The organism is Streptomyces sp. H27-D2, from assembly GCF_035828615.1.
GTDB lineage: Bacteria > Actinomycetota > Actinomycetes > Streptomycetales > Streptomycetaceae > Streptomyces.
In genome coordinates this window covers 1-25,055 of record NZ_JAYMZR010000042.1, presented here as the reverse complement: position 1 = coordinate 25,055, position 25,055 = coordinate 1, and the positions used below count along the sequence as shown (strand labels likewise).

At 71.0% G+C, this 25,055-nt stretch carries 22 protein-coding genes and 1 tRNA gene; 15 read left to right on the top strand and 8 right to left on the bottom strand.

Features of this window, described 5'->3' with window-relative positions:
* The first annotated feature begins 1 nt into the window (after position 1).
* A complete protein-coding gene (locus QMK28_RS17695) occupies positions 2-1,162 on the top strand; it encodes an acyl-CoA dehydrogenase family protein (RefSeq protein WP_326438995.1) in 1,161 nt (386 codons plus the stop codon).
* A gap of 243 nt (positions 1,163-1,405) precedes the next feature.
* Here QMK28_RS17695 and QMK28_RS17690 read toward each other — a convergent pair whose 3' ends face one another.
* A complete protein-coding gene (locus QMK28_RS17690) occupies positions 1,406-3,028 on the bottom strand; it encodes a beta-N-acetylhexosaminidase (protein ID WP_326438993.1) in 1,623 nt (540 codons plus the stop codon).
* Between the two features lie 254 nt (positions 3,029-3,282).
* On the opposite strand from QMK28_RS17690, the gene QMK28_RS17685 reads away from it, so the two are divergent.
* Both QMK28_RS17685 and glmS read left to right on the top strand, forming a co-directional pair.
* Positions 3,283-3,558: a hypothetical protein gene (locus tag QMK28_RS17685; protein WP_326438991.1), complete on the top strand. Its 276-nt coding sequence runs from the start codon at positions 3,283-3,285 to the stop codon at positions 3,556-3,558.
* Positions 3,559-3,677: 119 nt separating this feature from the next.
* Positions 3,678-5,498, top strand: coding sequence for a glutamine--fructose-6-phosphate transaminase (isomerizing) (gene glmS / locus QMK28_RS17680; protein WP_326438989.1), 1,821 nt, complete (start codon positions 3,678-3,680; stop codon positions 5,496-5,498).
* 483 nt (positions 5,499-5,981) lie between these two features.
* Here glmS and QMK28_RS17675 read toward each other — a convergent pair whose 3' ends face one another.
* Positions 5,982-6,503 (bottom strand): universal stress protein, encoded by a 522-nt coding sequence (locus QMK28_RS17675; protein ID WP_326438987.1) that lies wholly within the window; start codon positions 6,501-6,503, stop codon positions 5,982-5,984.
* Positions 6,504-6,823: 320 nt separating this feature from the next.
* Here QMK28_RS17675 and QMK28_RS17670 point away from each other — a divergent pair, with 320 nt between their 5' ends.
* From QMK28_RS17670 to QMK28_RS17645, 6 genes are all read left to right on the top strand, one after another.
* Positions 6,824-7,129 (top strand): hypothetical protein, encoded by a 306-nt coding sequence (locus tag QMK28_RS17670; RefSeq protein ID WP_326438985.1) that lies wholly within the window; start codon positions 6,824-6,826, stop codon positions 7,127-7,129.
* 348 nt (positions 7,130-7,477) lie between these two features.
* A complete protein-coding gene (locus QMK28_RS17665) occupies positions 7,478-8,776 on the top strand; it encodes a helix-turn-helix domain-containing protein (RefSeq protein WP_326438983.1) in 1,299 nt (432 codons plus the stop codon).
* A gap of 5 nt (positions 8,777-8,781) precedes the next feature.
* Positions 8,782-9,384, top strand: a complete 603-nt coding sequence (orn, locus tag QMK28_RS17660) for an oligoribonuclease (protein ID WP_326438981.1) — start codon at positions 8,782-8,784, stop codon at positions 9,382-9,384.
* A gap of 329 nt (positions 9,385-9,713) precedes the next feature.
* A tRNA-His gene (locus QMK28_RS17655) sits at positions 9,714-9,789 on the top strand.
* Between the two features lie 224 nt (positions 9,790-10,013).
* Entirely contained in the window at positions 10,014-10,859 is an 846-nt protein-coding gene (locus QMK28_RS17650) for a Scr1 family TA system antitoxin-like transcriptional regulator (protein WP_326438979.1), read from the top strand.
* 62 nt (positions 10,860-10,921) lie between these two features.
* A complete protein-coding gene (locus QMK28_RS17645) occupies positions 10,922-11,326 on the top strand; it encodes a DUF6415 family natural product biosynthesis protein (protein ID WP_326438977.1) in 405 nt (134 codons plus the stop codon).
* Between the two features lie 383 nt (positions 11,327-11,709).
* Here QMK28_RS17645 and QMK28_RS17640 read toward each other — a convergent pair whose 3' ends face one another.
* Positions 11,710-12,102 carry a cupin domain-containing protein gene (locus QMK28_RS17640; RefSeq protein ID WP_326438976.1) on the bottom strand — a complete coding sequence of 131 codons (393 nt, stop codon included), beginning with the start codon at positions 12,100-12,102 and terminating at the stop codon, positions 11,710-11,712.
* Between the two features lie 136 nt (positions 12,103-12,238).
* Here QMK28_RS17640 and QMK28_RS17635 point away from each other — a divergent pair, with 136 nt between their 5' ends.
* On the top strand, positions 12,239-13,093 hold the full coding sequence (locus QMK28_RS17635; RefSeq protein ID WP_326438974.1) for an AraC family transcriptional regulator: 855 nt from the start codon (positions 12,239-12,241) through the stop codon (positions 13,091-13,093).
* A gap of 28 nt (positions 13,094-13,121) precedes the next feature.
* Here the strand turns inward: QMK28_RS17635 and QMK28_RS17630 are convergent, their stop codons facing one another.
* The gene (locus QMK28_RS17630; RefSeq protein WP_326438972.1) at positions 13,122-14,222 is read right to left on the bottom strand and encodes a LacI family DNA-binding transcriptional regulator; all 1,101 of its coding nucleotides are present in this window, start codon (positions 14,220-14,222) and stop codon (positions 13,122-13,124) included.
* Between the two features lie 334 nt (positions 14,223-14,556).
* Between QMK28_RS17630 and QMK28_RS17625 the strand changes: the two genes are divergently transcribed.
* The 4 genes from QMK28_RS17625 (at position 14,557) to QMK28_RS17610 (ending at position 19,503) form a co-directional block, all read left to right on the top strand.
* On the top strand, positions 14,557-15,891 hold the full coding sequence (locus tag QMK28_RS17625) for an ABC transporter substrate-binding protein (RefSeq protein ID WP_326438970.1): 1,335 nt from the start codon (positions 14,557-14,559) through the stop codon (positions 15,889-15,891).
* A gap of 5 nt (positions 15,892-15,896) precedes the next feature.
* On the top strand, positions 15,897-16,904 hold the full coding sequence (locus QMK28_RS17620; RefSeq protein ID WP_326438968.1) for a carbohydrate ABC transporter permease: 1,008 nt from the start codon (positions 15,897-15,899) through the stop codon (positions 16,902-16,904).
* A 9-nt stretch (positions 16,905-16,913) separates the two neighbouring features.
* The gene (locus tag QMK28_RS17615) at positions 16,914-17,780 is read left to right on the top strand and encodes a carbohydrate ABC transporter permease (RefSeq protein ID WP_326438966.1); all 867 of its coding nucleotides are present in this window, start codon (positions 16,914-16,916) and stop codon (positions 17,778-17,780) included.
* A 151-nt stretch (positions 17,781-17,931) separates the two neighbouring features.
* Entirely contained in the window at positions 17,932-19,503 is a 1,572-nt protein-coding gene (locus tag QMK28_RS17610) for a GH1 family beta-glucosidase (protein WP_326438964.1), read from the top strand.
* Positions 19,504-19,594: 91 nt separating this feature from the next.
* On the opposite strand, the gene QMK28_RS17605 is transcribed toward QMK28_RS17610, so the two are convergent.
* The 3 genes from QMK28_RS17605 to QMK28_RS17595 all read right to left on the bottom strand — a co-directional run bounded on the left by QMK28_RS17605 (position 19,595) and on the right by QMK28_RS17595 (position 23,091).
* On the bottom strand, positions 19,595-20,698 hold the full coding sequence (locus tag QMK28_RS17605; protein WP_326438962.1) for a chitinase: 1,104 nt from the start codon (positions 20,696-20,698) through the stop codon (positions 19,595-19,597).
* A 199-nt stretch (positions 20,699-20,897) separates the two neighbouring features.
* Positions 20,898-22,289 carry a sensor histidine kinase gene (locus tag QMK28_RS17600; protein WP_326438960.1) on the bottom strand — a complete coding sequence of 464 codons (1,392 nt, stop codon included), beginning with the start codon at positions 22,287-22,289 and terminating at the stop codon, positions 20,898-20,900.
* A 7-nt stretch (positions 22,290-22,296) separates the two neighbouring features.
* On the bottom strand, positions 22,297-23,091 hold the full coding sequence (locus QMK28_RS17595) for a response regulator transcription factor (protein WP_326438958.1): 795 nt from the start codon (positions 23,089-23,091) through the stop codon (positions 22,297-22,299).
* A 111-nt stretch (positions 23,092-23,202) separates the two neighbouring features.
* On the opposite strand from QMK28_RS17595, the gene QMK28_RS17590 reads away from it, so the two are divergent.
* Positions 23,203-23,754, top strand: coding sequence for a hypothetical protein (locus tag QMK28_RS17590; protein WP_326439044.1), 552 nt, complete (start codon positions 23,203-23,205; stop codon positions 23,752-23,754).
* A 102-nt stretch (positions 23,755-23,856) separates the two neighbouring features.
* Here QMK28_RS17590 and QMK28_RS17585 read toward each other — a convergent pair whose 3' ends face one another.
* Positions 23,857-24,678: a spermidine synthase gene (locus QMK28_RS17585; protein WP_326439042.1), complete on the bottom strand. Its 822-nt coding sequence runs from the start codon at positions 24,676-24,678 to the stop codon at positions 23,857-23,859.
* Positions 24,679-25,055 lie beyond the last annotated feature (377 nt).

Sequence of the window (25,055 nt, the reverse complement as noted above, 5' to 3'; positions counted from 1 at the left end):
CATGCCGCTCGACCACCGCCTGTCCCCCGAGCACGAGGAACTCCGCCGCACGGTGCAGGAGTTCGCCCACGACGTCATCGCCCCCAAGATCGGCGACCTCTACGAGCGCCACGAGTTCCCCTACGAGATCGTCTCCGAGATGGGCCGGATGGGCCTCTTCGGGCTGCCCTTCCCCGAGGAGTACGGCGGCATGGGCGGCGACTATCTCGCGCTCGGCCTGGTCCTCGAAGAGCTCGCGCGGGTGGACTCCTCGGTCGCGATCACCCTCGAAGCGGGCGTCTCGCTCGGCGCGATGCCGATCTTCCGCTTCGGCACCGAGGAGCAGAAGCGCGAGTGGCTGCCCCGGATGTGCGCGGGCGAGGTGCTCGGCGCGTTCGGCCTGACCGAGCCCGAGTGCGGCTCGGACGCCGGCGGCACCCGCACCACCGCCCGGCTGGACGAGGCGACGGACGAGTGGGTGATCAACGGCTCCAAGTGCTTCATCACCAACTCCGGCACGGACATCACCGGCCTGGTCACCGTCACCGCCGTCACCGGCCGCAAGCCCGACGGCCGCCCGAAGATCTCCACGATCATCGTGCCGTCCGGCGCCCCCGGCTTCACCGTCGCCGCCCCGTACTCCAAGGTCGGATGGAACTCCTCGGACACCCGCGAGCTGTCCTTCGCCGACTGCCGGGTGCCCGCCGCCAACCTGCTCGGCGAGGAGGGCCGCGGCTACGCCCAGTTCCTGCGCATTCTCGACGAGGGCCGGGTGGCCATCTCCGCCCTGGCCACCGGCCTCGCCCAGGGCTGCGTCGACGAGTCCCTGTCGTACGCGAAGACCCGGAAGGCGTTCGGCAGGCCGATCGGCGACAACCAGGCGATCCAGTTCAAGATCGCCGACATGGAGATGCGCGCCCACACCGCCCGCGTCTCCTGGCGCGACGCGGCCTCCCGGCTGGTCCTCGGCGAGCCGTTCAAGAAGCAGGCGGCGCTCGCGAAGCTCTACTCATCCACGATCGCGGTGGACAACGCCCGCGAGGCCACCCAGATCCACGGCGGCTACGGCTTCATGAACGAGTACCCGGTCGCCCGCATGTGGCGGGACTCCAAGATCCTCGAAATCGGCGAGGGCACGAGTGAGGTGCAGCGGATGCTTATCGCACGAGAGCTGGGGCTCTAGTGCGGGTCGCACTGGCGTGACCGGGGCACCGGCCCGGTGGAGGGTGTGCCCACAGCTAGGTGGACGGGTGTCCTCAGCCCCTGGACGGGGGTGTCCTCAATCGCCGGACGGGCTGAAAATTCAGCCCTCCCCCAGCGATTGAGGACAGCGCAGCCCGAAGGGCGCGCAACCCCGGTGGGCGTCTCCCCCGGGGGGAAAGAACCCTGCCGGTCACCGCAACAGACCCGACCCGCCCGACGCCGGCTACTCAGCCGGCCAAGGCACCTGCGGCGAGCGGTAGTAGTCCATGCCCATCGCATCCCACCGCGGCCCCTGCGTCGCGAGCCGTACCTTGTAGGCATCCCAGTCGTGCGTCGACTGCGGCGACCAGCCCAGTTCCGCGATGCCCGGGAGCCGCGGGAAGGCCATGAACTCGATGTGGGCGCTGGTCGAGAGGGTCTCCGACCACAGCGGCGCCTCGACGCCGAGCACCGCGGAGGCGGGCGCGCCCTCGATGTAGGCGGCCGGGTTCCAGTCGTACGACTGCTTGACCTCGACCAGGCCCGCCCAGTCCAGCCCCAGCGGGGTGTCCTTGGTGTATTTCATGTCGAGGTACGCGCGGTTGGCGGGCGAGAGGATCAGCGGGGTGCCCGCCTTGGCCGCGTCCGCGACCTCCTTCTCCTTGCCGTTCAGGCCCCAGTACTGCGCGACCGTGCCCTTGGCCGGGTGGGCGCCGGTCAGCTGGTGCCAGCCGATCGCGGTCTTGCCGTACTTCGCGACCACGGGCTGCACCCGGTCCATGAACTTCACGTAGTCCGCATGGCTGGTCGAGTGCGCCTCGTCGCCGCCGATGTGCAGATATTTGCCGGGCGTCATGGCGGCCAGTTCGCGGATCACGTCGTCCACGAAGTCGTAGGTGATCGCCTTCGGCACACAGAACGAGCTGAAGCCGACCTCGGTGCCGGTGTAGAGGGGCGGCGCGATCCCGTCGCAGTTCAGCTGGGCGTACGAGGCCAGCGCCGCGTTGGTGTGGCCCGGCATGTCGATCTCGGGCACGACCTCCAGATAGCGGTCGGCGGCGTACCGCAGGATCTCCCGGTAGTCGCCCTTGGTGTAGTAGCCGCCGTGCCCGCCGCCGACCTGGGTGCTGCCGCCGTACGTCGTCAGCCGGGGCCAGGAGTCGATGGCGATACGCCAGCCCTGGTCGTCCGAGAGGTGCAGGTGCAGCTTGTTGACCTTGTACAGCGCGAGCTGGTCGATATAGCGCTTGACCTTGGCGACGCTGAAGAAGTGCCGTGAGACGTCGAGCATCGCGCCGCGGTAGCCGTAGCGCGGCGAGTCCGCTATCGAACCGCCGGGCAGCGTCCAGGGCCCGCGTTGGCGGCTCTCCCGCTCTATCGAGGCGGGCAGCAGCTGGCGCAGCGTCTGCACGCCGTGGAAGAGCCCGGCGGGTTTGTTCGCGGTGATCGAGACGGAGCCGCGGCGCACGGCGAGCTGGTATCCCTCGGCGCCGAGCGCGCGCTGCCCGCCGAGCTTGAGCAGGATGCCGTCGTCGCCGGCCCGGGTGGTCACCGGCAGGTCGTAGCCGGTGGCGGGGCGCAGCAGGCCCGCCAGGTAGTCGCCGACGCCGCGGGCCCGGCCGGAGTCGCCGGAGATCCGGATCGGGGTGCTGCCGCTGATCGTGTACGAGCTGCCGCCGGGCTTCACCGAGGCCGGTGCGGGCACCACCCGGCCGAGCGGGCCGGGGGCGGCCGGCCGGATGCCGGGCGCGGCGTGGGAGGCGGCGGCGTCGTCGGCCGGAACCTCCTCGGCGGGCGCGGCGGCGACGGTGCTGAGGCCCGCTGCCGAGACCAGCAGCAGGGAACAGAGGAGTCTGCGTCGTTTCACGTAACTTCCCTTCGGCGTGCTTCGTGCGAGACATGACCAGAGCCGGCATGGAGCGACACATGGCATGGAGCGACCGAATGCTTACCTTGAGTACCGTGCGCCCCAAGGGCCGTCAAGGTGTAGACCACTGTTATCCCTGCCGGGACTCGCCGCATCCCTCGCCGAAGACGCAGACAGGCCCCTTCCGGCCGAATCCTGCCCGATATCGGGCAGGATTCTTGCAAAAAACCCCGCGCTCGCCGCAATATCGACGGGTGCCCGATCGCCGCTCGTCCCATGAGGACCTCATCGACCATCTGATGCGCAGCACGCCGCTGCAGCGCGGCGAGGCCGCCCGGGTGGTGCTGGACGTGCTGGCGTACTTCGACGAGACGACCGAGGAGTTCATCCGCCGCCGCCACCGCGAGCTCCAGTCCGGCGGGCTGGTCAACGCGGACATCTTCGAGCGGATCGCGGCCGAGCTGCCGCACCGCGCGGTGGCGCCGCCGGATCTCTCGCTGCGGCAACTGCGCCGCGTCGTCTACGGCTGAGCACACCGCCCGCGCCGGACCCCAGGCCCGCCGGGCACCTCGTCCACGCCTGAGCACTGAACGACTGAACGACTGAACGACTGAGCACTGAACGACTACCGCCCGGGAGGGCCTCAGACATGTGCGGAATCGTTGGATACATCGGCAAGCGGGATGTCGCGCCACTGCTGCTGGAGGGCTTGCAGCGGCTGGAGTACCGCGGCTACGACTCGGCCGGCATCGCGCTGCACGCCGGCGGCAAGTCGGGCGGCCTGAAGATCGCCAAGGCCAAGGGCCGGGTCCGTGACCTGGAGGCCCGGCTGCCGAAGCGCTTCGCGGGCACCACCGGCATCGCGCACACCCGCTGGGCCACCCACGGCGCCCCCAACGACGAGAACGCGCACCCGCACCTGGACGCGGACGGCAAGGTCGCGATCGTCCACAACGGCATCATCGACAACGCCTCGGAGCTGCGCGCCAAACTGGAGGCCGACGGCGTCGAGTTCGCCTCCGAGACCGACTCCGAGGTGCTCGCCCACCTCATCGGACGCTCGACGGCCGACACCCTGGAGGCGAAGGTCCGCCAAGCGCTGACCGGCGTCGAGGGCACCTACGGCATCGCCGTGCTGCACGCCGACTTCCCCGACCGCATCGTCGCCGCCCGTAACGGCTCCCCCGTGGTGCTGGGCATCGGCGAGCACGAGATGTTCATCGCCTCGGACGTCGCCGCCCTGGTCAGCCACACCCGCCAGGTCGTCACCCTGGACGACGGCGAGATGGCGACGCTGAAGGCCGACGACTACCGCACGTACACCACCGAGGGCAGCCGCACCTCCGCCTCGCCGACCACCGTGGAGTGGGCGGCCGAGTCGTACGACATGGGCGGCCACGACACGTACATGCACAAGGAGATCTGCGAGCAGGCGGACGCCGTGGACCGCGTGCTGCGCGGGCGCATCGACGACCGGTTCGCGACCGTGCACCTGGGCGGGCTCAACCTCGACGCCCGCGAGGCGCGCGGGGTGCGCCGGGTCAAGATCCTCGGCTGCGGCTCGGCCTATCACGCGGGCCAGATCGGCGCGCAGCTCATCGAGGAGCTGGCCCGCATCCCCGCCGACGCGGAGCCCGCGAGCGAGTTCCGCTACCGCAACCCGGTGGTGGACCCGGAGACCCTGTACATCGTCGTCAGCCAGTCCGGCGAGACCTACGACACGCTCGCGGCCGTTCAGGAGCTGAAGCGCAAGGGCGCTCGCGTGCTGGGCGTGGTGAACGTCGTCGGCAGCGCCATCGCGCGCGCCACGGACGGCGGCGTGTACGTGCACGCGGGCCCCGAGGTCTGCGTCGTGTCGACCAAGTGCTTCACCAACACCGCTGTCGCCTTCGCGCTGCTCGCCCTGCACCTGGGCCGCATCCGCGACCTGTCGGTGGCCGACGGCAAGCGCATCATCGCCGGGCTGCGCAAGCTGCCCGCGCAGATCGCCGAGGTGCTGCGCGGCGAGGACGAGATCGCCAAGCTGGCCGCCGAGTACGCGAACGCCAAGAGCATGATGTTCGTCGGCCGGGTGCGCGGCTACCCGGTGGCCCGCGAGGCGTCCTTGAAGCTCAAGGAGGTCAGCTACGTGCACGCGGAGGCGTACCCCGCCTCGGAGCTCAAGCACGGGCCGCTCGCGCTGATCGAGCCCGACGTGCCGACCGTCGCGATCGTGCCGGACGACGACCTGCTGGACAAGAACCGCGCGACGCTGGAGGAGATCAAGGCCCGCAGCGGCCGCATCCTCGCCGTCGCGCACCAGGTGCAGGAGAAGGCCGACCACACGCTGCTGGTGCCGAAGAACGAGGTCGAGCTCGACCCGATCCTGATGGGCATCCCGCTGCAACTGCTCGCCTACCACTCGGCGCTGGCCCTGGGCCGCGACATCGACAAGCCGCGCAACCTCGCGAAGTCCGTCACGGTCGAATAGCCGTCCCGCGGCGGCCGTCCGGGAGCCGGGGGGCCGCCGTGCCGAACGATCGCGATCGGGAACACCGGCGCCGCTGACGGGCCGGAGGGCGGTGCTCCCACGCTTGCCACCACATGCGTGGGAGACCGCCTCCCCTGAGCCGGCGTCGCCCATTACGCCGGCTGCGCAGCTGCCGTACGGGAACCGTCACCTCCCGGACGGCAGCACGTCGGGCGGCCCGTAACTGGTGTCTACCCGTCATAAATGCCCAATCCACTTCCTACGTGCGGGTAGATTTATCGACTGCGCGCACCGACGGGATTGTTGAGGCTTCATCAGAAATCCGGAGAAGTCCGTCGGCGACCCGTCAACGACTTGCCAAAGTAGAAACAAACGGGGGCGGCCGGAATGTGACCCTGAGATGCGCGGAACGTGCCCGCGAGACTGCGGAGCGCACGCGGATCACGTTCGGAACGCGCCGCCCGGTAAGGACCGCAGGCCGCGCTAGGGGATGACGACCACCGGCCGCTGCGCCCGCCGCGCCAGCCGCCCGGCGACCGAGCCGAAGATCCGGCCGACCAGCCCGTGCGTGGAGCCCACCACGATCGCGTCGGCCGAGTACTCCCGGCCGACCTCCTCCAACTCGTGGCAGATGTCGCCGCCCCGCTCGACCAGGATCCAGGGCACCTCGGCGAGATAGTCCGCACAGGCCAGCTCCAGACCCAGCACCTCGGTGCGGTGATCGGGAACGTCCACGAAGACCGGGGGCTCGCAGCCCGCCCAGACCGTCGTCGGCAGCCGGTTGGCCACATGGACGATGATCAGGCCGGAGCCGGAGCGCAGGGCCATGCCGATCGCGTAGGCCAGCGCCCGCTCGCTCGACGTCGAGCCGTCGAAGCCGACGACGACGCCGTGGCGGAACGCCGGATCGCACGCATGGCGTGTCTGAGTCGCCGCATCGGGAGTCGCGCTCGGATCGGCGACTTGCTTGCGGTCCGCAGGTTCTGGGATTTCGTGACCGGCCATCGATTTCTCGGCGAAGGAGGTCCTCTTGCGGAGGGAACGGCAGTGGGCTGGATCGTGCGGTTGGCTGAGCGGGTACCTGCGGGCTGATCACAGCTCTTGGATGCGACCGGGAATCATCTTCCCAATGCCCTACCCACAAGGGTACGGCGGCACTCCCCGCCTGCCCAGAGCCTCCACGGAGCATGCCGGAGCCGCGCCGGTAGCGCAATGCCCCCACGCGCCCTCCCGGCGTACGCCCGTACGCACCTCTTCCGCCGCCGCACAGTGTCCCGGCGGCGCGGACGGCGTTGTCCTACCTGCCCACCCGGAAGGAGTACGCCGTGAACGGACCATCGACCGCCCACACCGCCCCGGTGAGCGACGGGGTGCGCTGGGGAGCATTCAGCTGCGGACTGCTTCCGCTCGCCGTGGTCATCTGGGGATCGCCGGTCGGAGCCGCGTCGGCCGTCGCCCTCGGGCTCGCCGCCGTGACCACCGCCTGCCGCGCGCTGCTGTGCCGGTCCGAGCGCGCCGGAGCCCGCATCCCGGACGCGCGGCGCCTACCCCACGGCGGCCACCGGGAGGGAGCCTGCCCGGGAGCGCACAGGGGCGGACGGCGTCACGAGGACCGCACGCCGGGCGAGTGAGGGGCTCACACGCCTGATCGCGGTCCCTTTTCGGCCAACTTCAGGCTCGGGAACATCCCTTGGCAAACGCGACGCTCAATCCTCGCTGGACCAGGGAGGAAAGGAGCGCTGCGGGCGTGTGCACCCTACGGGGAACGGGCATGGGCGATAGGCGTACTTCCCAGCAGGGCCTACGAGTGGAACGCTTCGTGATCGAATGCTTCACGCCAAGTTGTCATGTCGACATAGCGCCGGGTGGTGAACTTGTCACGCCGACCTCATGGAACACAGTAGATTCGATCTTGGATATCACGGCGGGGGAAACGTGCAGGACCGAGAGGGCGAGACGACCGAGGGGGGCTTAGTGCCATGAGCCAGGACGCCACTGCCGCACCAGAGACCGGGCGCAAACTCTCCGCGCGCCGCCGCCGCGAAATTGTCGCGGTACTGCTTTTCAGCGGCGGCCCTATTTTTGAGAGTTCCATCCCGCTCTCCGTCTTCGGCATCGACCGCCAGGACGCCGGCGTCCCACGCTACCGACTACTCGTGTGCGCGGGCGAAGATTCACCACTGCGCACCACCGGTGGGCTGGAACTCTCCGCACCCTATGGTTTGGAGGCGCTGGCCAGGGCAGGCACCGTTGTTGTGCCCGCCTGGCGGTCCATCACCCAACCACCACCCAGCGCCGCGCTGGACGCGCTGCGGCGCGCCCATGAAGAGGGCGCCAGGATCGTCGGTCTGTGCACCGGCGCCTTCGTGCTCGCGGCCGCCGGACTGCTCGACGGCCGCCCCGCGACCACGCACTGGATGTACGCGCCGACGCTCGCCAAGCGCTACCCGTCCGTCCATGTGGACCCGCGAGAGCTCTTCGTGGACGACGGCGACGTGCTCACCTCGGCCGGTACGGCCGCGGGCATTGACCTGTGCCTGCACGTCGTACGGACCGACCACGGCGCCGACGCCGCCAACGCGTTGGCCCGCCGGCTGGTCGTACCGCCCCGGCGCAACGGCGGCCAGGAGCGCTATCTCGACCGGTCATTACCGGAAGAGATCGGCGCCGACCCGCTGGCCGAGGTCGTCGCCTGGGCGCTGGAGCATCTCCACGAGCAGTTCGACGTGGAGATTCTGGCCGCCCGCGCCTATATGAGCCGCCGCACCTTCGACCGGCGGTTCCGCTCGCTCACCGGCAGCGCGCCGCTGCAGTGGCTGATCACCCAGCGGGTGCTGCAAGCGCAGCGGCTGCTGGAGACCTCCGACTACTCGGTCGACGAGGTCGCGGGCCGCTGCGGCTTCCGCTCGCCCGTCGCGCTGCGCGGCCACTTCCGCCGCCAGCTCGGCTCCTCCCCGGCCGCCTACCGGGCCGCCTACCGCGCCCGCAGGCCGCAGACCGGGCCGCCGGAGCGTGGCGAGCGCGCGACGACGGCCGCAGCGGCGATCACCGCTGTCGGGGGCGTCAGCGGCGCCATGGGGCTGCCCGGGTCCGTCGGACCCGCCGGGAGCGCCGGTCCCGCGGGGTCCGTCACACCGGCCGGTCCCACCGGGGCGAAATCGCTCGGCGAGGCCGGACGGCCGGACACCGACCCGTACGCTCCACGCTCGCCCGATCAGGGCGGACGCGCTCCGGGACGCCCTGTGCTGCCCGGCCAGCGAGAGCGCCCCGTAGGGTGAGACGCATGAACGACCGCATGGTTTGGATCGACTGCGAGATGACCGGTCTCTCGCTGACCGACGACGCGCTCATCGAGGTGGCCGCTCTCGTGACCGACTCTGAGCTGAATGTGCTGGGCGAGGGGGTCGACATCGTCATCCGGCCCCCCGCCGAAGCGCTCACCACCATGCCCGACGTGGTGCGCGCCATGCACACCGCCTCCGGGCTGCTCGACGAGCTGGAGGGCGGCACGACACTGGAGGACGCCGAGCGGCAGGTGCTGGCGTACGTCCGCGAGCAGGTGAAGGAGCCGGGCAAGGCCCCGCTGTGCGGGAACTCGGTCAGCACCGACCGCGGCTTCCTCTTCCGGGACATGCCGTCCCTGGAGGGCTACCTGCACTACCGGATCGTCGACGTCTCCTCGGTGAAGGAACTGGCCCGGCGCTGGTTCCCCCGGGCGTACTTCAACAGCCCGGACAAAAACGGCAATCACCGGGCACTCGCCGACATCAAGGACAGCATCGCCGAGCTGCGGTACTACCGCGAAGCGGTCTTCGTCCCGCAGCCCGGCCCCGACTCCGACACGGCCAAGGCGATCGCGGCGAAACACGCGCTCCCGGCCGGCTAGTGCCGCGACCGGCAATGTTTGCCCGGTAAGGAGCGTCGTCCAGTGCGTGCGATCGCAAGGCGGCCGGAAGTCCTTGGTGGGGGTCCCCCCTGGACGGAGCTTGTCGGAGTCCTTGGGGGAGGAGCTACCAGGGCTTTTGGCCAACGCCGCGAGCGTGCGTGCTGGGCGGCGCGACGGGGCAAAGCTTGCCGGGAGGGCACTAGCGGCCCCGCTCGCTCCCCCTTTCCCACCCCCGCCACCGACCAAAAAGCGGCCAGGGAAAACCGGGCGCGAGCACCCCCGCGGACCCTGTACACTTTTCCTCGTCGGTGCGCACAACATCGAACATGGTGGGTATAGCTCAGCTGGTAGAGCACCTGGTTGTGGTCCAGGAAGTCGCGGGTTCAAGTCCCGTTACTCACCCCAAGTGATCAAGGCCCGGCCTGCGAACGCAGGCCGGGCCTTCTTCATGTCCAACCGCACGGCCGACCGGCAGGTCCGACGGGTCCACGGGCCGCAAAGGACAGCGGCAGAGCCCGAAGTTCGGCGACGAGGCAAGCGTCGCCCAGTTCAAGAATTTGGTCGAGCCGCCCGCCACGCACCCTCGCCCCTTGTCGGCCTCACGGTCGGGCAGGGTCAGATAGCCACCCATGCCCCTGTCCCCCTCGTCCAGCGTCCAGGAAGCCCGCAAGGCCGTCGCCCGCCGGCTGCGCGAGGCACGCTTGGACGCTCGGCCGACCGGGCCCGAGGCCGCCCAGCGGTGTGGCTGGCATCCCGCGAAGTCCTCCCGCATCGAGAACGCCAGAGCCACGCCGTCCGATGACGACATCCGGGCGTGGTGCACGGCGTGCGGCGCCGAGGGCCAGATCGAGGATCTGATCGCGGCCTCCCGTACGGCTGACTCGATGTACGTGGAATGGCGGCAGCTGCACCGGGCCGGGATGCGCAAGGCGCAGGAGGACTTCGTTCCCCTATCGAGCAGACCCGGCAGTTCCGCGTCTACCGCTCCAACGTGGTGCCCGGCCTCGCCCAGCCAGGAGTACGCGGCCGCTCCGCTGACCATGATCAGCGAGTTCCAGCAAACACCGGACGGCTCCGCTCAGGCAGCAGCCGCGCGGGTCGCACGCTCCCACGTCATCCGCGAAGGCGACCACCGGTTCGCGCTGCTCATCGAGGAGGACATCCTCTACCGACTGTTCGGCAACACCACGGTCATGGCTGGCCAGTTGGGCTACCTCTTGGCCGATATGGCGCTGCCCTCGGTGTCCTTGGGCGTTCTCCCCCGGCGGGCACCGCGCCGGATGTGGACGCTGGAGACCTTCACCATCTTCGACACGCAGCGCGTGCACGTCGAGTTGTTGACGGCCAAGGTGACGGTGACACAGCCCAGCGAGATCGCCGCGTACATCAAGACCTTCGAGCGCATGTCTCAGATGGCGGTCTACGGCGAGAGGGCGCGGAGGCTGATCACGGCTGCGATCGACTCGCTGGGCTGATTCTCCGCAACTTCCCGCAACTTCCTGGCGGCTGATCCGCGCCCATCTCTACCGTCCTGGTCATGACCAGGTGGAGCAGCGACGCAGAGCGGCCCATCCGTCCGACATGGCTGTCTGCCGAGGGCGTGATCGACATCGGCGGCGCGGGCCGGCACGACCGGGACGCCATTCAGAAGACGATCAGTCACAGCCTGACCGAGCGCAGCGCCCCGCTCCGCTGCGAGGAACTCGCCGAACTGGAGCAACTGCTGCGCGACCACATCCACCTGCTGCTCCCCGAGGTCGAAGCGAAGGTCGACCGGATGTGGCACGGCGGCAGGGAATGGTACCGGCACCGCGCCCGCCTGGGCGGCATCCGCCGCCAGGTCGGCCACGGCCTCGGCGCAGGGCTGTTCTCCGCACAGCGCCAGGTCCACCAGCTCGCCCGCGACTGCCGCTGGCTCCTCGAACAGCACCCCGATGCGTGACGGCTGCGCACTCGTGCTCAGCGCCGGCCTCGCGGCCCTGCTGTGGCTGAGTCTCCCGGCCGGCCGGACTGTGCGCTGACGGGCTGCCCTGAGGCCGTCAGCGCCCTACCCCAGCCACGTAGCGGCAGCCACCCACCCGAAGAGAACCCATGAGCATCCGAGCCCCCCGAACGCTACTGACCGCGGAAGAGTTCGACGTAATCACCGCAACCGTCCGTGACAACAACCCCGGCTTGTCCATCGAGGTGGCCGACCGGATCATCACCCAGGCCCTGGCTTTCGTCTCGGGGGCCGCGCTCAACCCCGAAGCCCGCATCGCCCCGCGCTGTCCGGGCCTGAGCGCCCGGCCGAGGCCCACGGGGGCAGGCCCACGACCGGCCCCCTCAACGCAACGTCTCAAGCACCGCAGTCCGTTCTCCGCCCGCATCACCCGTGTTGGCGACCCCGGCAGGCTCCAGCAGCAGAATCGCGGTCTCCTCGTCCGCCCTCGGGCAGTGCTCCACGCCTCTCGGGACGACGTACAGCTCACCCGGCGCGAGAGTGACGTCACCGTCACGCAGTTGGATGGTCAGCAGACCGCTGATGACGATGAAGAGTTCGTCCGTGTCCTCGTGGGTGTGCCAGATGAACTCGCCCTTCAGCTTGGTGATCTTCACTTCGTAGTCGTTGAGATCGGCGATCTTCTTGGGCATCCAGAGCTCGCTGAACCGCGACAGTCTCTCGGCGAGGTTGATGGACGAAGCTGCGGCGGGGACAGCAGGCGTGCCTAGGGTCATGCGGGTCCTTCCGAAGGGGTGCCGACAGGCATCAGGTGGCGCTGACAGACGCTGCACACCGAGGAGTTGCCGGTTTCCCGGTCCACCGGCATGACTCTGCCGCGACCGCATCCGCCCGGTCTTGTACGTTCCTGACATGCCGGAAGAGCGATCACGATCGCGGATCACCGCCTGGCGACCGCAAGTCGCGGGGGTCGCCGAGGTCTTTCACGCCCACTTCGTCGGCCACGCCTATCCGGCGCACACCCATGACACCTGGACGCTGATGATCGTCGACGACGGCTGCGTCGACTTCGCGCTCGACCGCCGCCGGCACGGCGCCACCGGGGCCCGCAGCACCCTGCTGCTGCCTCCCGGCGTCTCGCACGACGGGCGGACCGTCACCCCGGCCGGGTTCCGCAAGCGCGTGCTGTATCTCGACGCGGCGGTGCTGCCCGGGTCGCTGGTCGGGACGGCCGTCGGCGCGCCCGTGCTGGACGACGCGCTGCTGCGCGGCCGGATCGACCGGCTGCACACCGCTCTCGGGCATGAGGAAGACGCGTTCGAGGCCGAATCCCGGCTGGCGTTCATCCGCGAGCGGCTGCTCGTGCGGCTCGCCGACGCGTTGCCCGCCGTGCCGGGCCGAGGGGCCGGGCGGCTCGCGGCGGAGCTCAGGGAGCTGTTGGACGCCCGGATCACGGCCGGCATGTCACTGCGCGAGGCGACCGCGATCCTGCAGGCCCACCCCACCCACCTGATCCGCAGCTTCAAGCAGACGTACGGACTCCCGCCGCACACCTACCTGACCGGCAGGCGCGTCGACCGGGCCCGGCGGCTGCTGTTGGAAGGCCGACGGCCGGCGGAGGTCGCCGCCGAGGCCGGGTTCTACGATCAGGCGCACCTGAGCCGGCACTTCTCGCGGCATCTGGGCATCACGCCCGGCCGCTACGTCTCGTCGGTCCGGGCTGCCGGAGCGGACAGCGTGGCTGGCGCGGCCGGTGGAGGGGGCTGAGGGGGGCCGCGACCGGGCGGGGCTCCGATCAGGATGACGCCCGGCAGATCAGTTCCGTGGGGAGGACGAGCCGCGAGCTGTCCGCACGGCTCGCCGCAGCACCGGCCCCGGCCGTAACCGCAGCCCCAGGCACGGCCTCAGCCACCGCCCCCGGCGCCCGGCGCGCGGATATCTCCGACAGGAGCACGCGGGCCATCGCGCGCCCCATCTCCTCGATCGGCTGCCGGACGCTCGTCAGCGGCGGGTCCATGTGCCGGGCCACCGCCGAGTCGTCGAAGCCGACGAGCGCGATGTCCTCCGGCACCCGGCGGCCGCTCTCGCGCAGCACCTGGCGGGCGCCCGAGGCCATCACGTCGGAGGCGGCGAAGACCGCGTCCACGCCCGGCCGCCGCTCCAGCAGCTCGCGCATCGCGCGCCGGCCGCCCTCCTCGGTGAAGTCGGCGTGGGCGACGAGCTGTTCGTCGGGGGCGTGTCCGGCGGCGGAGCGGGCCAGGCGGTAGCCGTCGAGGCGGCATTGGGCGACGTACATGTCCAGCGGGCCGGTGATCGTGGCGACCTCACGGCGGCCCCGCTCGATGAGGTGCCGCACGGCCGTCCGCGCGCCGCCGACGTTGTCCGAGTCGACGTACGGGACGGGCTCGTGGCCGGAGCGGCGGCCACTGAGCACCGCGGGCATCCCGATGCGGGCCAGCAGGTCGGGCAGCGGGTCGTCGGCGTGCACGGAGACCAGCAGGACGCCGTCTACGCGGTGCGCGCCGAGGTAGTCCGCGAGCCGCCGGCGCTCCTTCGGGGTGCCGATCAGGGTGAGCAGCAACTGCATCTCGGTGTCGGCGAGTTCCGCGCCGACACCGCGGATGATGCCGGAGAAGTAGGGCTCGGCGAACAGCCGGGTCTCGGGCTCCGGGATCACCAGCGCGATGGAGTCGGTACGGTTGGCCGCCAGCGCGCGGGCCGCCCGGTTCGGCACGTACCCCAGCTCGGCCACGGCCTGTTCGACGGCCGCCCTGGTCGTCTCGCTGACCCGCGGCGATCCGTTGATCACGCGGGACGCGGTCCCGCGGCCGACGCCCGCGCGGGCCGCCACCTCTTCCAGGGTGGGCCTGCCGCCGTGCCGTCCGCTCACCGCCATGTCCGCCTCCAGCCTTCGTCGATCACCCGTCGCGTCATGCGGCCATGCCGTCCAGTCGCGTCGATCCGTCACATCATCGGTCGCGCCATTCAACAACAGGGGACCCGGGGCAAGTTGCGGCGTCCGTAGCCTTGACACTCCCCGAGCCAGCCGCAACTCTTCAACACATCGAAGGTGGGAGCGCTCCCACAGTACTGGGCGTGTACACATCCCGCACGCTACCCGCCCGGCCCGAGGCCGGCGATACCCGTACACCGCACATTCCCCAGCCACGGCCGGGTCTCCCCGGCACCCGTCATCAGGGCCCCTGGCAGCAGGGCACTTGGAGGACTCAATGCGCAGCAGAACCCGTACGTCCCGCAGGGTGGTGGCCTTCGCGGCCATCGCCGCACTCGGCACCGGTCTCCTCGCCGGTTGCGCCGACGACGGCGACGACTCCGACGCCGCCGGGTCGTCCGGCGCGGGTGGCGGCAAGGGAAAGACCACCGTCACGGTCGGGCTCTTCGGCACCTTCGGCCTCCAGGAGGCCGGGCTGTACAAGGAGTACGAGAAGCTCCACCCGGACATCAGCATCAAGCAGACGGTGATCGAGCGGAACGAGAACTACTACCCGCAGTTGTTGACCCACCTCGCGGCGGGCAGCGGCCTGGCCGACATCCAGGGCATCGAGGTCAACAACATCGCCGAGATCACCGAGAAGCAGGCCGGCAAGTTCGTCGATCTCTCGAAGGCGGACGGCGTGCGGAAGTCCGACTTCATCGACTGGAAATGGCAGCAGGCGACCACCGGGGACGGCCGGACCATCGGGCTCGGCACCGACATCGGGCCGATGGCGATCTGCTATCGAAAGGACCTGTTCAAGAAGGCGGGGCTGCCGACCGGCCGTGCGGCGGTCGGCAAGCTGTGGGCCGGCGACTGGCAGAAGTACCTCGACACCGGCAAGGACTACATGGACAAGGGGCCCTCGGGCACCTCGTTCGTCGACTCGGCCGGCGGCGTCTTCAACGCGGTCATCTCCAGCAGCGCGGAGCGCTACTACGACAAGAGCGGCAAGGTCATCTACAAGGAGAGCCCCGCCGTCAAGGACGCCTGGGGCATCGCGACCAAGGCCGCGACCGGCAAGCTGACCGCCAGACTCCAGCAGTTCCAGAAGTCCTGGGACCAGGCGTACGCGAACGGCAAGTTCGCCACCGTCTCCTGCCCGCCGTGGATGCTCGGCTATATCCAGAGCAAGGCCGGCGCCAAGGGCAAGGGCAAGTGGGACGTCGCCGCCGCGCCCAAGCCCGGCAACTGGGGCGGCTCCTTCCTCGGCGTGCCGCAGGGCGCGAAGAACAAGGAGGAGGCCGTGAAGCTGGCCGCCTGGCTGACCGCGCCCGAACAGCAGGCGAAGCTGTTCGAGAAGCGCGGCAGCTGGCCGAGCGCGTCGGCCGCGTACGACCTGCCGGCCGTGGCCGACGCCAAGCACCCGTACTTCGACAACGCGCCGATCGGTGACATCTTCTCGGCCGCCGCGAAGGGCATCCCGACCCAGATCCTCGGTCCGAAGGACCTGGCGATCCAGCAGAACCTCACCGACATCGGCCTGCTCCAGGTGGACCAGCAGGGCAAGTCACCCGATGAGGGCTGGAAGGCAGCGGTCAAGACCATCGACAACGCGCTGGACCAGTGATCCGGATGGCCCGGCAGTCCGGCACCGCCGCGCCCTCCGAGCACCCGGGGGGCGCGGCCCCGCCCCCACCGCCCCGAGGCAGCGCCGCCGAGGACCGCCGCCGGGAACGGCGCAGCCGCCGCTACCGGCGGGACGTGCGCTGGAGCCCGTACCTCTTCGTCTCGCCCTTCTTCGTCTTCTTCGCCGCCTTCGGGCTGTTCCCGCTGATCTACACCGGCTGGGCCTCCCTGCACCGGGTGGAGCTGACCGCTCCCAACGACATGGAGTGGGCGGGGCTGCACAACTACTCCCGGCTGCTGGACGACGACTTCTTCTGGAACGCGCTGGGCAACACCTTCACCATCGGGGTGATCTCCACCGTGCCGCAGCTGATGATGGCGCTCGGGCTGGCCCATCTGCTCAACTACCGGCTGCGCGGCAGCATGTTCTTCCGGGTCGCGATCCTCACCCCGTACGCGACCTCGGTGGCCGCCGCGACGCTGGTCTTCGTGCTGCTCTTCGGACGCGACTACGGGATGATCAACTGGGCCCTCGGCCTGGTCGGCATCGACAACGTCGACTGGGAGAACGGCGCCTGGACCTCCCAGCTCGCGGTCTCCACCATCGTGATCTGGCGCTGGACGGGCTACAACACGCTCATCTACCTCGCCGCGATGCAGGCCGTGCCGGCGGACCTGTACGAGTCGGCGGCGCTGGACGGCGCCTCGCGATGGCAGCAGTTCATCCACGTCACGATCCCCTCGCTGCGGCCGACGATCCTCTTCACGGTCGTCGTCTCGACCATCGGCGCGACCCAGCTCTTCGGTGAACCCCTGCTGTTCGGCGGCTCCGGCGGAGCGACCGGCGGCGGCGACCACCAGTACCAGACGCTGGGCCTCTACATGTACGAACAGGGCTGGACCAACCTCCATCTGGGCCGGGCCTCCGCCATCGCCTGGACGATGCTCCTGATCCTGCTGCTGATCGCCGCGGTCAACTACGCGGTGACCCGACGGCTGCGCAAAAGCCAGTGAGGAGACGGCATGACCAGCGAACGTGCCGGTAGGCGCACCGGTGAGCGCGCCGGCAGGCACCTGCACGGCGGCAGGGTGACGTACGCCGTGCTGATCCTCTTCGCCGCGGGCTCGCTCTTCCCGCTGCTGTGGACGGCCGTCGCGGCCTCCCGCGACAACACCCGGCTCGCCCAGACCCCGCCGCCCTTCTGGTTCGGCGGGAACCTCTTCAAGAACCTCGAAACGGCGTGGACCGACGCCAACATGGGCATGGCGCTGCTCAACACGACCATCGTGGCGGGCACCATCGCGGCCGGCACGGTGCTGTTCACCACCATCGCCGGATTCGCCTTCGCCAAGCTGCGGTTCCGGTTCAAGAACATCCTGCTGGTGCTCACCATCGGCACGATGATGGTGCCGCCGCAGCTCAGCGTCGTGCCGCTGTTCATGACCATCGCCGAGCTGGAGTGGACCGACCAGCTCCAGGCGGTCATCCTGCCCACCCTGGTCAGCGCCTTCGGTGTCTTCTTCATGCGGCAGTACCTGACCGAGGCGCTGCCGACGGAGCTGGTCGAGGCCGCCAGGATGGACGGGGCGAGCAGCCTGCGGATCATCTGGCACATCGTGTTCCCCGCGGCCAGACCGGCGATGGCGGTGCTGGGCATGCTCACCTTCGTGCAGGCGTGGAACGACTTCTTCTGGCCCATCATCGCCTTGACCCAGAACGGCAACCCGACCGTCCAGGTCGCGCTGACCGGACTCGGCCGCGGCTATATCCCCGACCAGTCGGTGATCATGGCCGGCGCGCTGCTCGGCACGCTGCCGCTGCTGCTCGCCTTCACGGTCTTCGGCAAGCAGATCGTGGGCGGGATCATGCAGGGGGCGGTCAAGGGCTGACCCGAGGCCGGCCCCTCCGGCGCGCACGCCCGCCAGGCCGGCCATGCCCGCCGCCTTCGCGACGTCCCGCGACTCTTTATCCCGATCGCCCGCGACCGCCCCGCCGCCGCGGGTCCTCCGCTGCGATCCGACGCAATTCAGGAGCGCTTCCATGACCACTTCCCTGACCAACCCCCAGGCCAATCCCCATACCGACCCCAACGCCAACCCCCATCCCGTCCCCGGCGCCTTGTCCACCCACGCGAACGGCCCCACTGCCGATTCCAGCCCCGACCCCCTGGCCGCCCCGCAGGAGGCAACCGCGCCCCACCGCTTTCCTCCCGGCTTCCTGTGGGGCTCCGCGACCGCCGCCTACCAGATCGAGGGGGCCGCCCGGGAGGACGGCCGGACCCCGTCCATCTGGGACACGTTCTCCCACACCCCCGGCAAGGTGGCCGGCGGCCACAACGGGGACGTGGCCATCGACCACTACCACCGCTGGCGCGAGGACGTCCGGCTGATGGCCGGCCTCGGGCTCGGCTCCTACCGCTTCTCGGTCTCCTGGCCTCGGGTGCAGCCCACCGGGCGGGGTCCCGCCGTGCAGCGCGGCCTCGACTTCTACCGCTCGCTGGTGGACGAGCTGCTCACGCACGGCATCCAGCCGATGCTGACGCTCTACCACTGGGACCTGCCGCAGGAGTTGGAGGCGGCGGGCGGCTGGCCGCAGCGGGAGACCGCCGAGCGGTTCGCCGAGTACGCCAGGATCGTCGGCGAGGCGCTCGGGGACCGCGTCGAGATGTGGACGACGCTCAACGAGCCCTGGTGCAGCGCCTTCCTCGGCTACGGCTCCGGGGTGCACGCGCCGGGCCGTACGGACCCCCTCGCCGCGCTGCGCGCCGCCCATCACCTCAACCTCGCGCACGGGCTGGGCGCTCAGGCGCTGCGCGCCACGCTGCCCGCCCGCGCCGGGATCGGTATCAGCCTCAACCCGGCCGCCGTACGCCCCCGTTCGGCATCGCCGCGGGACGCCGACGCGGCCCGGCGCATCGACGCGCTCGCGACCCGTATCTTCACCGACCCGATCCTGCACGGCCGGTATCCGAAGGATCTGCTGAAGGACACGGCGGAGCTGACCGACTGGTCCTTCGTGCACGACAACGACCTGGCCGTCATCAAGCACCCCCTCGACGCGCTCGGCATCAACTACTACACGCCTTCATTGGTATCAGCCACCACTGACAACGAGCCCCCGCGCCGGGACGGGCACGGGGCCAGCGAGCACTCTCCCTGGCCGGCCGCCGAGCACATCGCCTTCCACCAGCCGCCGGGCGAACCGACCGCGATGGGCTGGTCGGTCGACCCCAGCGGGCTCTACGACCTGCTGCGGCGATTCAGCGAGGAGGCGCCCGGCGTGCCGCTCTACATCACCGAGAACGGCGCGGCCTACGCGGACGAGCCGGACGCGGACGGCGCGGTGCACGACCCGGAGCGCATCGCCTATCTGCACGCCCATCTGTCCGCCGCGCGCCGCGCGATCGAGGACGGCGTCGACCTGCGCGGCTACTTCCTCTGGTCCCTGATGGACAACTTCGAGTGGGCGTACGGCTACGAGAAGCGCTTCGGCGCGGTCTACGTGGACTACGCGACGCAGACCCGCACCCTCAAGTCGAGCGCCCGCTGGTATGCCGAGGTGGCGCGTACGGGCGAGCTGCCGGAGCCGCGGCCGGGGGGCGCGCAGGAGTGAGAGGGGGCGGAGTCAGAAGGGGGCGCGCCCCGGCCAGGGTGAGGGTGGACCGGCCGGGGCGCGCCTGTGCGGGGGTCGGAAATGGTCCTGATCAGCCCTTGTAGGCGCCGAATGCCTTGGTGAAGTCCAGCGAGCCCTGGACGATGCTGCTGCAGACGGGGGACGCCTGATTGTTGGCGCCGCCCGCGCACTGCTTGTCGCGGGTGCCCGACCACATCGACAGCCGGCCCAGCTTCTTCGACGCGGCGAACTTCACCAGCTGCTTGGCGTCGTCGACCTTGAAGATCTCGACGTTGACGTCGTTGACGCCGATCATCGGCGTGACGGCGACCGCCTTCCAGGCCGCCGCGTCCCCCAGCCCGAGCGCGCTCTTGAGCTGCTTGTGCGTCGCGGTCGCGGCGTCGATCGCGTACTGGCCCATGTCGCCTGCGTACGCGGGCCCGTAGTCCATCGCCATGATGTTGACGGCGGAGACCTTCACGCCGTTCTTCTTGGCGTCGGCGAGCAGGTTGACGCCGTCCTGGGTCAGCCCTTCGGGCATCACCGGCAGCGTGAAGGAGGCGTTCAGGCCGCTGTGGCTCTTCTGCAACCCCGCGATGGCCTGGGCGCGGCGGGTGTTGGCCGCGGTGTCCGGGAGGGCGCCGCCCTCGATGTCGAAGTCCACCTTGGTCAGCTTGAACCGGTCGACGACCTTGGCGTACGCCTTCTCCAGCTCCGCCGCGGACTTACAGGCGAGGCCGAGCTCGGAGCCGGCCGCGCCGCCGAACGACACCCGCACATCGCCGCCCGCCTCGCGCAGCTTGGATATCTGCTGGGCCACCGCGCCGTCGCCGAGCTCCGTGACGCCACCCCACTTCGGGGTGCAGCCGCCGCCGGAGGTGACGAAGGCGAGGTTGAACTCCTTGACGCCGGTCGCCTTCGCGGTGCCGAGCATGTCGTAGGAGGGGGCGAGCGAGGTGTCGACGTACGGGGCGAACCCGGCCGTCGCCGCCGAACCCTTGCCCGCGGCGGGCTTCGCGGCCGGCTTCGCCTTCTCCGGCCCGGCCTGCGCCGAAGTCGCGAGGGTGAACGCGCCGCCCGCGACGACGACCGCGGCCACCGCGGCGCCGATGAGCTTCACCTTGGCGCGCGGACGGCGGCGGTGGGCGCCCGGCTCGACTGCCGGGGCTTCGCTGGCTTCGGCCTGGAACGTCATCGCTGACTGCCTCAATCCTGTGGGGGTGGGTGCAGCAGCACGCTAGCGACCCCGGAGCGGACAAAACGCTTGATCGGTGCGGCTTGCGGAGTTCTTATGGCGCTCTTAAGCGGGCCATGGGAGCCGATTAATGGTGGGCGGCGCAGAGCGGCCGGGGCGGGCTTCGGACCGTCGCTTCAGCAGGCGCTTCAGCGGCGCTTCAGACAGTCGTTTTACGCCGGCGTCGCCTGACCACCCCGCGGTGGCCGCGCCGCCGCTCGCCGGCCAGGGCCGGCCCGCCGTCGAGGCCGAGCCAGACCCGTACCTCCGTGCCGCCGAGCATCGAGCGCCCGATGCGCACGTCCCCGCCGGTGGACTCCGCCACCCGGCGCACGATGTCGAGACCGAGACCGGTGGAGCCGGGACCGCCGTCGCCGTGCCCGCGGCGCAGCGCGGCGGCCGGGTCGGCGATGCCGCGGCCCGCGTCCGAGACGAGCACGATCACCGCGTCCTCGCCGTTGTGCACGTCCACCGCGAAGGCGGTGCCCTCCGGGGTGTGCCGGAAGACGTTGCCGAGCATCGCGTCGAGGGCGGCGGCGAGTTCGGGCCGCGCTACGGGCACCCGTACCGGCCGGTCGACCCCGGCGAGCCGTACCGCGCGCCCCTCGTCCTCGGCCAGCGCCGACCAGAAGTCCATCCGCTGACGGATCACCTCGGAGACGTCGCAGCCGGCCGCCGCCGCTGCCGCCGCGGGCTGGTTGTGCGTCCGCTGCTCGCGCGCGGTGCGGATGATCTGGTCGACCTCGCGCTCCAGTTGCGCGACGGCCGCGCGGGTCTGGTCGGCGGTGGGGCCGTCGCCGAGCGAGGCGGCGTTGAGCCGCAGCACGGTCAGCGGGGTGCGCAGCCGGTGGGAGAGGTCGGCGGCCAGCTCGCGTTCGTTGGCGAGGAGTTGGACGACCTGGTCGGCCATGGAGTTGAAGGCGACGGCGGCCGAGCGCAGTTCGGTCGGGCCCTCCTCGGGAACCCGTACCCCGAGCTTCCCGGTGCCCAGCGCGTGCGCGGCCCCGGCCAGTTGCTCGGCGGGGCGCACCATACGGGTGCCGAGCCGGTCCGCGGTGGCGACCGACCCGACGATCAGCGCGAGGCCGACGCCGGCCAGCACCAGCCAGGCGGTGGCCACGCCGTTGGTGACCGCGTCGTCGGGCACGTACACCTCGACGACCGCGACCTGGCCGGAGGCGATGGCGGTCGGCTGGAGCAGCGCGAAGCCGCCGGGGACCGGCGCGATCGAGGCCCGGCGGGAGGCGGTGGCCAGATCGCGGTCCGAGGAGCGGCGGTTGCCGATCTCGACCGCCTCCTCGCCCTCCGTGGCGCCCGGCACATGGACGGCCATGCCGCTCGCGCCCGCCGCCGTGCTGGCGACGGCGCGGGTCAGCTTCTCGCGGTCGGTGGTGATCGCGAGCACCGGCCCGATGGCGGCGGCCTGCCGCTCGGCGTTCGAGAACGCCCGGTCGCCGGCCATCTCCTTGACGACGAGTCCCAGCGGGACGGCGAAGGCGATGACGACCATGGCGGTGACGGCGAGGCACACCTTCACCAGGGCCCATCTCACGCCGATCTCATGCGGACGAGCCCGGGTGTGGAAGCCCTGCGTGCGGATGGCCTGCGTGTGGATGCCCTGCGTGCGGAAGCCCCGCGTGCGGCATCTCCATCAGCGGCGGCTGCGCCATGGGCGGCTCCAGCTTGACGCCGACGCCGCGCAGCGTGTGCAGATAGCGCGGCCGGGCGGCGGTCTCGCCGAGCTTGCGGCGCAGCCAGGACAGGTGCACGTCGATGGTCTGGTCGTCGCCGTACGACTGCTGCCAGACCTCGGCGAGCAGCTCCCGGCGCGGCACGACGACGCCGGGCCGCCCGGCGAGGTAGGCGAGCAGGTCGAATTCGCGCCGGGTGAGGTCGAGGGCCGCGCCGTCCAGCTGGGCCTGCCGCCGCAGCGGGTCGACGAGCAGCTCGCCGACCCTGAGCGTCCGGGACGGCGGCTCCGCGCCGGCGGCGGCGCGCGAGCGGCGCAGTACGGCGGCCATCCGGGCGGAGAGGTGCTCGACGGAGAACGGTTTGACGAGGTAGTCGTCCGCGCCGTCGTTGAGGAGCTTGACGATCTCCGTCTCGTCGTCCCGCGCGGTGGCGATAATCACCGGCACGTCGGTGATTCCGCGCAGCATCTTGAGCGCCTCGGCCCCATCCAGGTCCGGCAGCCCGAGGTCGAGGATCACCACGTCGAATCCGACGTGGGCCACCTCGCGCAGCGCCTCCAGCGCGGTGCCCACGCTGCGCACGGTGTGGGATGCCTCGGTCAGGTGCCTGATGAGGGCGGAGCGTACGAATTGGTCGTCCTCGACCACCAGCACACTTGCCATGGGCGGCACCGTACGCCATTCGGGAGACCCGGGTCCTGTCTCGCTCGCACAGTGCGCATGAGGTACAAGTCGCGTGCGGAGACGGTACGGGGGCGGTACGCGTGGGGCAGTATGGGCCGGATGCAACGAGCACTGGTCCATGCCGCGGCTTGGACGCTGGCCACCGGCGCGGCGGTCACGCTGTCGTGGTTCGGCGTCCACACGGTGATGGCCGGTACGGCGTACGACCCGCCGCGCGCGCTCCCCATATCCGACGACGCGCCCTCGCGGACCGAGCCCGACGGCGGCGCCGAACCCCGGGTCTCCTCCACGCACCGCTCGAAGCCGTCATTGTCCGCCACGCCCTCGAAGTCCCGCGAGCCGAAGAACTCCGGCGACTCGCCCGGTGCCACCGGCAACACCCCGAAGGCCCCGCCGGGCACCGCTCCGCAGCCCCCGTCGAGCAGCGTGAAGACCACCACGGTGGCGGGCGGCCGGGTCACCTTCGACCTCGGGCGGACCTCCGCGGGGCTGGTCTCCGCCACGCCGAATCACGGCTGGCAGATGCAGGTCTGGAAGCAGGACCAGTGGATTCGCGTGACCTTCACCGGCGGCGCGGCGAGCGTCTCGGTGTTCTGCACGTGGAACGGCCACGAGCCGGTCGTCGAAGTCCACAAGGATTAGATCCGCGGGGACTGGAGCCACGGGGACCGGATCCGCAAGGGCTTTCCGCAGGGCCTCCGCAGGGACTGGAGCCACCAGGGCCGGCCGGAGCCGACCCCCAGCTCACTCGAACACGTCGGCGGGCGGAGCCGGCGACGCCGTCGCACTCGCGTCCGTCACCGCTGCCGCGCCCCCCGTGAAGTCCAGCAGCGCCCGGCCGTGCTCCACCCGCGCGGGGTGCGGGTCGGTGGCGGCCCGCCGGGTCAGTTCGGCCAGCGGCAGTTCCCGGTCTCCGGCCACCAGTACGGCGTTGCCGAAGCGCCGGCCGCGCAGCACGGCGGGGTCGGCGATCAGGCCGAGTTCGGGGAAGACCGTACGGGCCGTGGCGATCTGAGCCCGTAGATGCGCGAGCGGCGGCCCGTCCGCGAGGTTCGCCGCGTACATCCCGCCGGGGCGCAGCGCGCGCCGTACCTCGGTCAGGAACTCGCCGCTGGTCAGATGCGCGGGGGTGCGGGCGCCGCTGAACACGTCCGCGATGATCAGGTCCGCCCAGCCGTCCGGCACCTTGGCCAGCCCGGCCCGCGCGTCCGCGCTCCGCACCTTGATGCGCCAGCCGGTGTCCAACGGCAGCTCGCGCCGGACCAGCTGGACGAGGGCGGCGTCGAGTTCGAGGATCTGCTGGGTGGAGCGGGGGCGGCCCGCGGCGGTGTAGCGGGCGAGGGTGAAAGCGCCGCCGCCGAGGTGCACGACCTGGATCGGCCGGCCGGCCGGGGCCACCACGTCGATGACATGGCCGAGCCTGCGCTGGTAGGCGAAGTCGAGGTAGCCGGGGTCGTCGAGGTCCACATGGGACTGCGGCGCGCCGTCGATCAGCAGCGACCAGCCCTGCGGGCGGTCACGGTCGGGCCGGAGTTCGGCGAGCCCGCCGTCGACGTCCGCCGTCACCGTCTCCCGGCCGCCGCCACGGGCGCGCCCCTGCTTCCCCGCCGTGGGGCCGCTCTTCCCCGCCGCGCCGCCACTGAGCCGCTTGTCCTTCGCCCCGCGGTTCTCTTTCGCCGCACGGCTTCCCTTCGCCACACCCGCCAGTATCTCTCAGCCGGGCATCGGGGCTGGTCGGGGCGGGGCGGGGCTCGCCGGTCGAGGCGGGGGGCTGTCGGCCGGGGCGGGGCCGGTCGGTCAGCGCCGGCCGGAACGGGGCGGGGCCGACCGGAACGGGGCCGGCGCGAGCCCTGCCCCCGGCCGGACCGCAGCCACCGCCCCGCCCACCCTGGCCGACGCTCGTCCCGGAGATCCCCACCCCTCGGGCCATCCCCCCTCGGGCC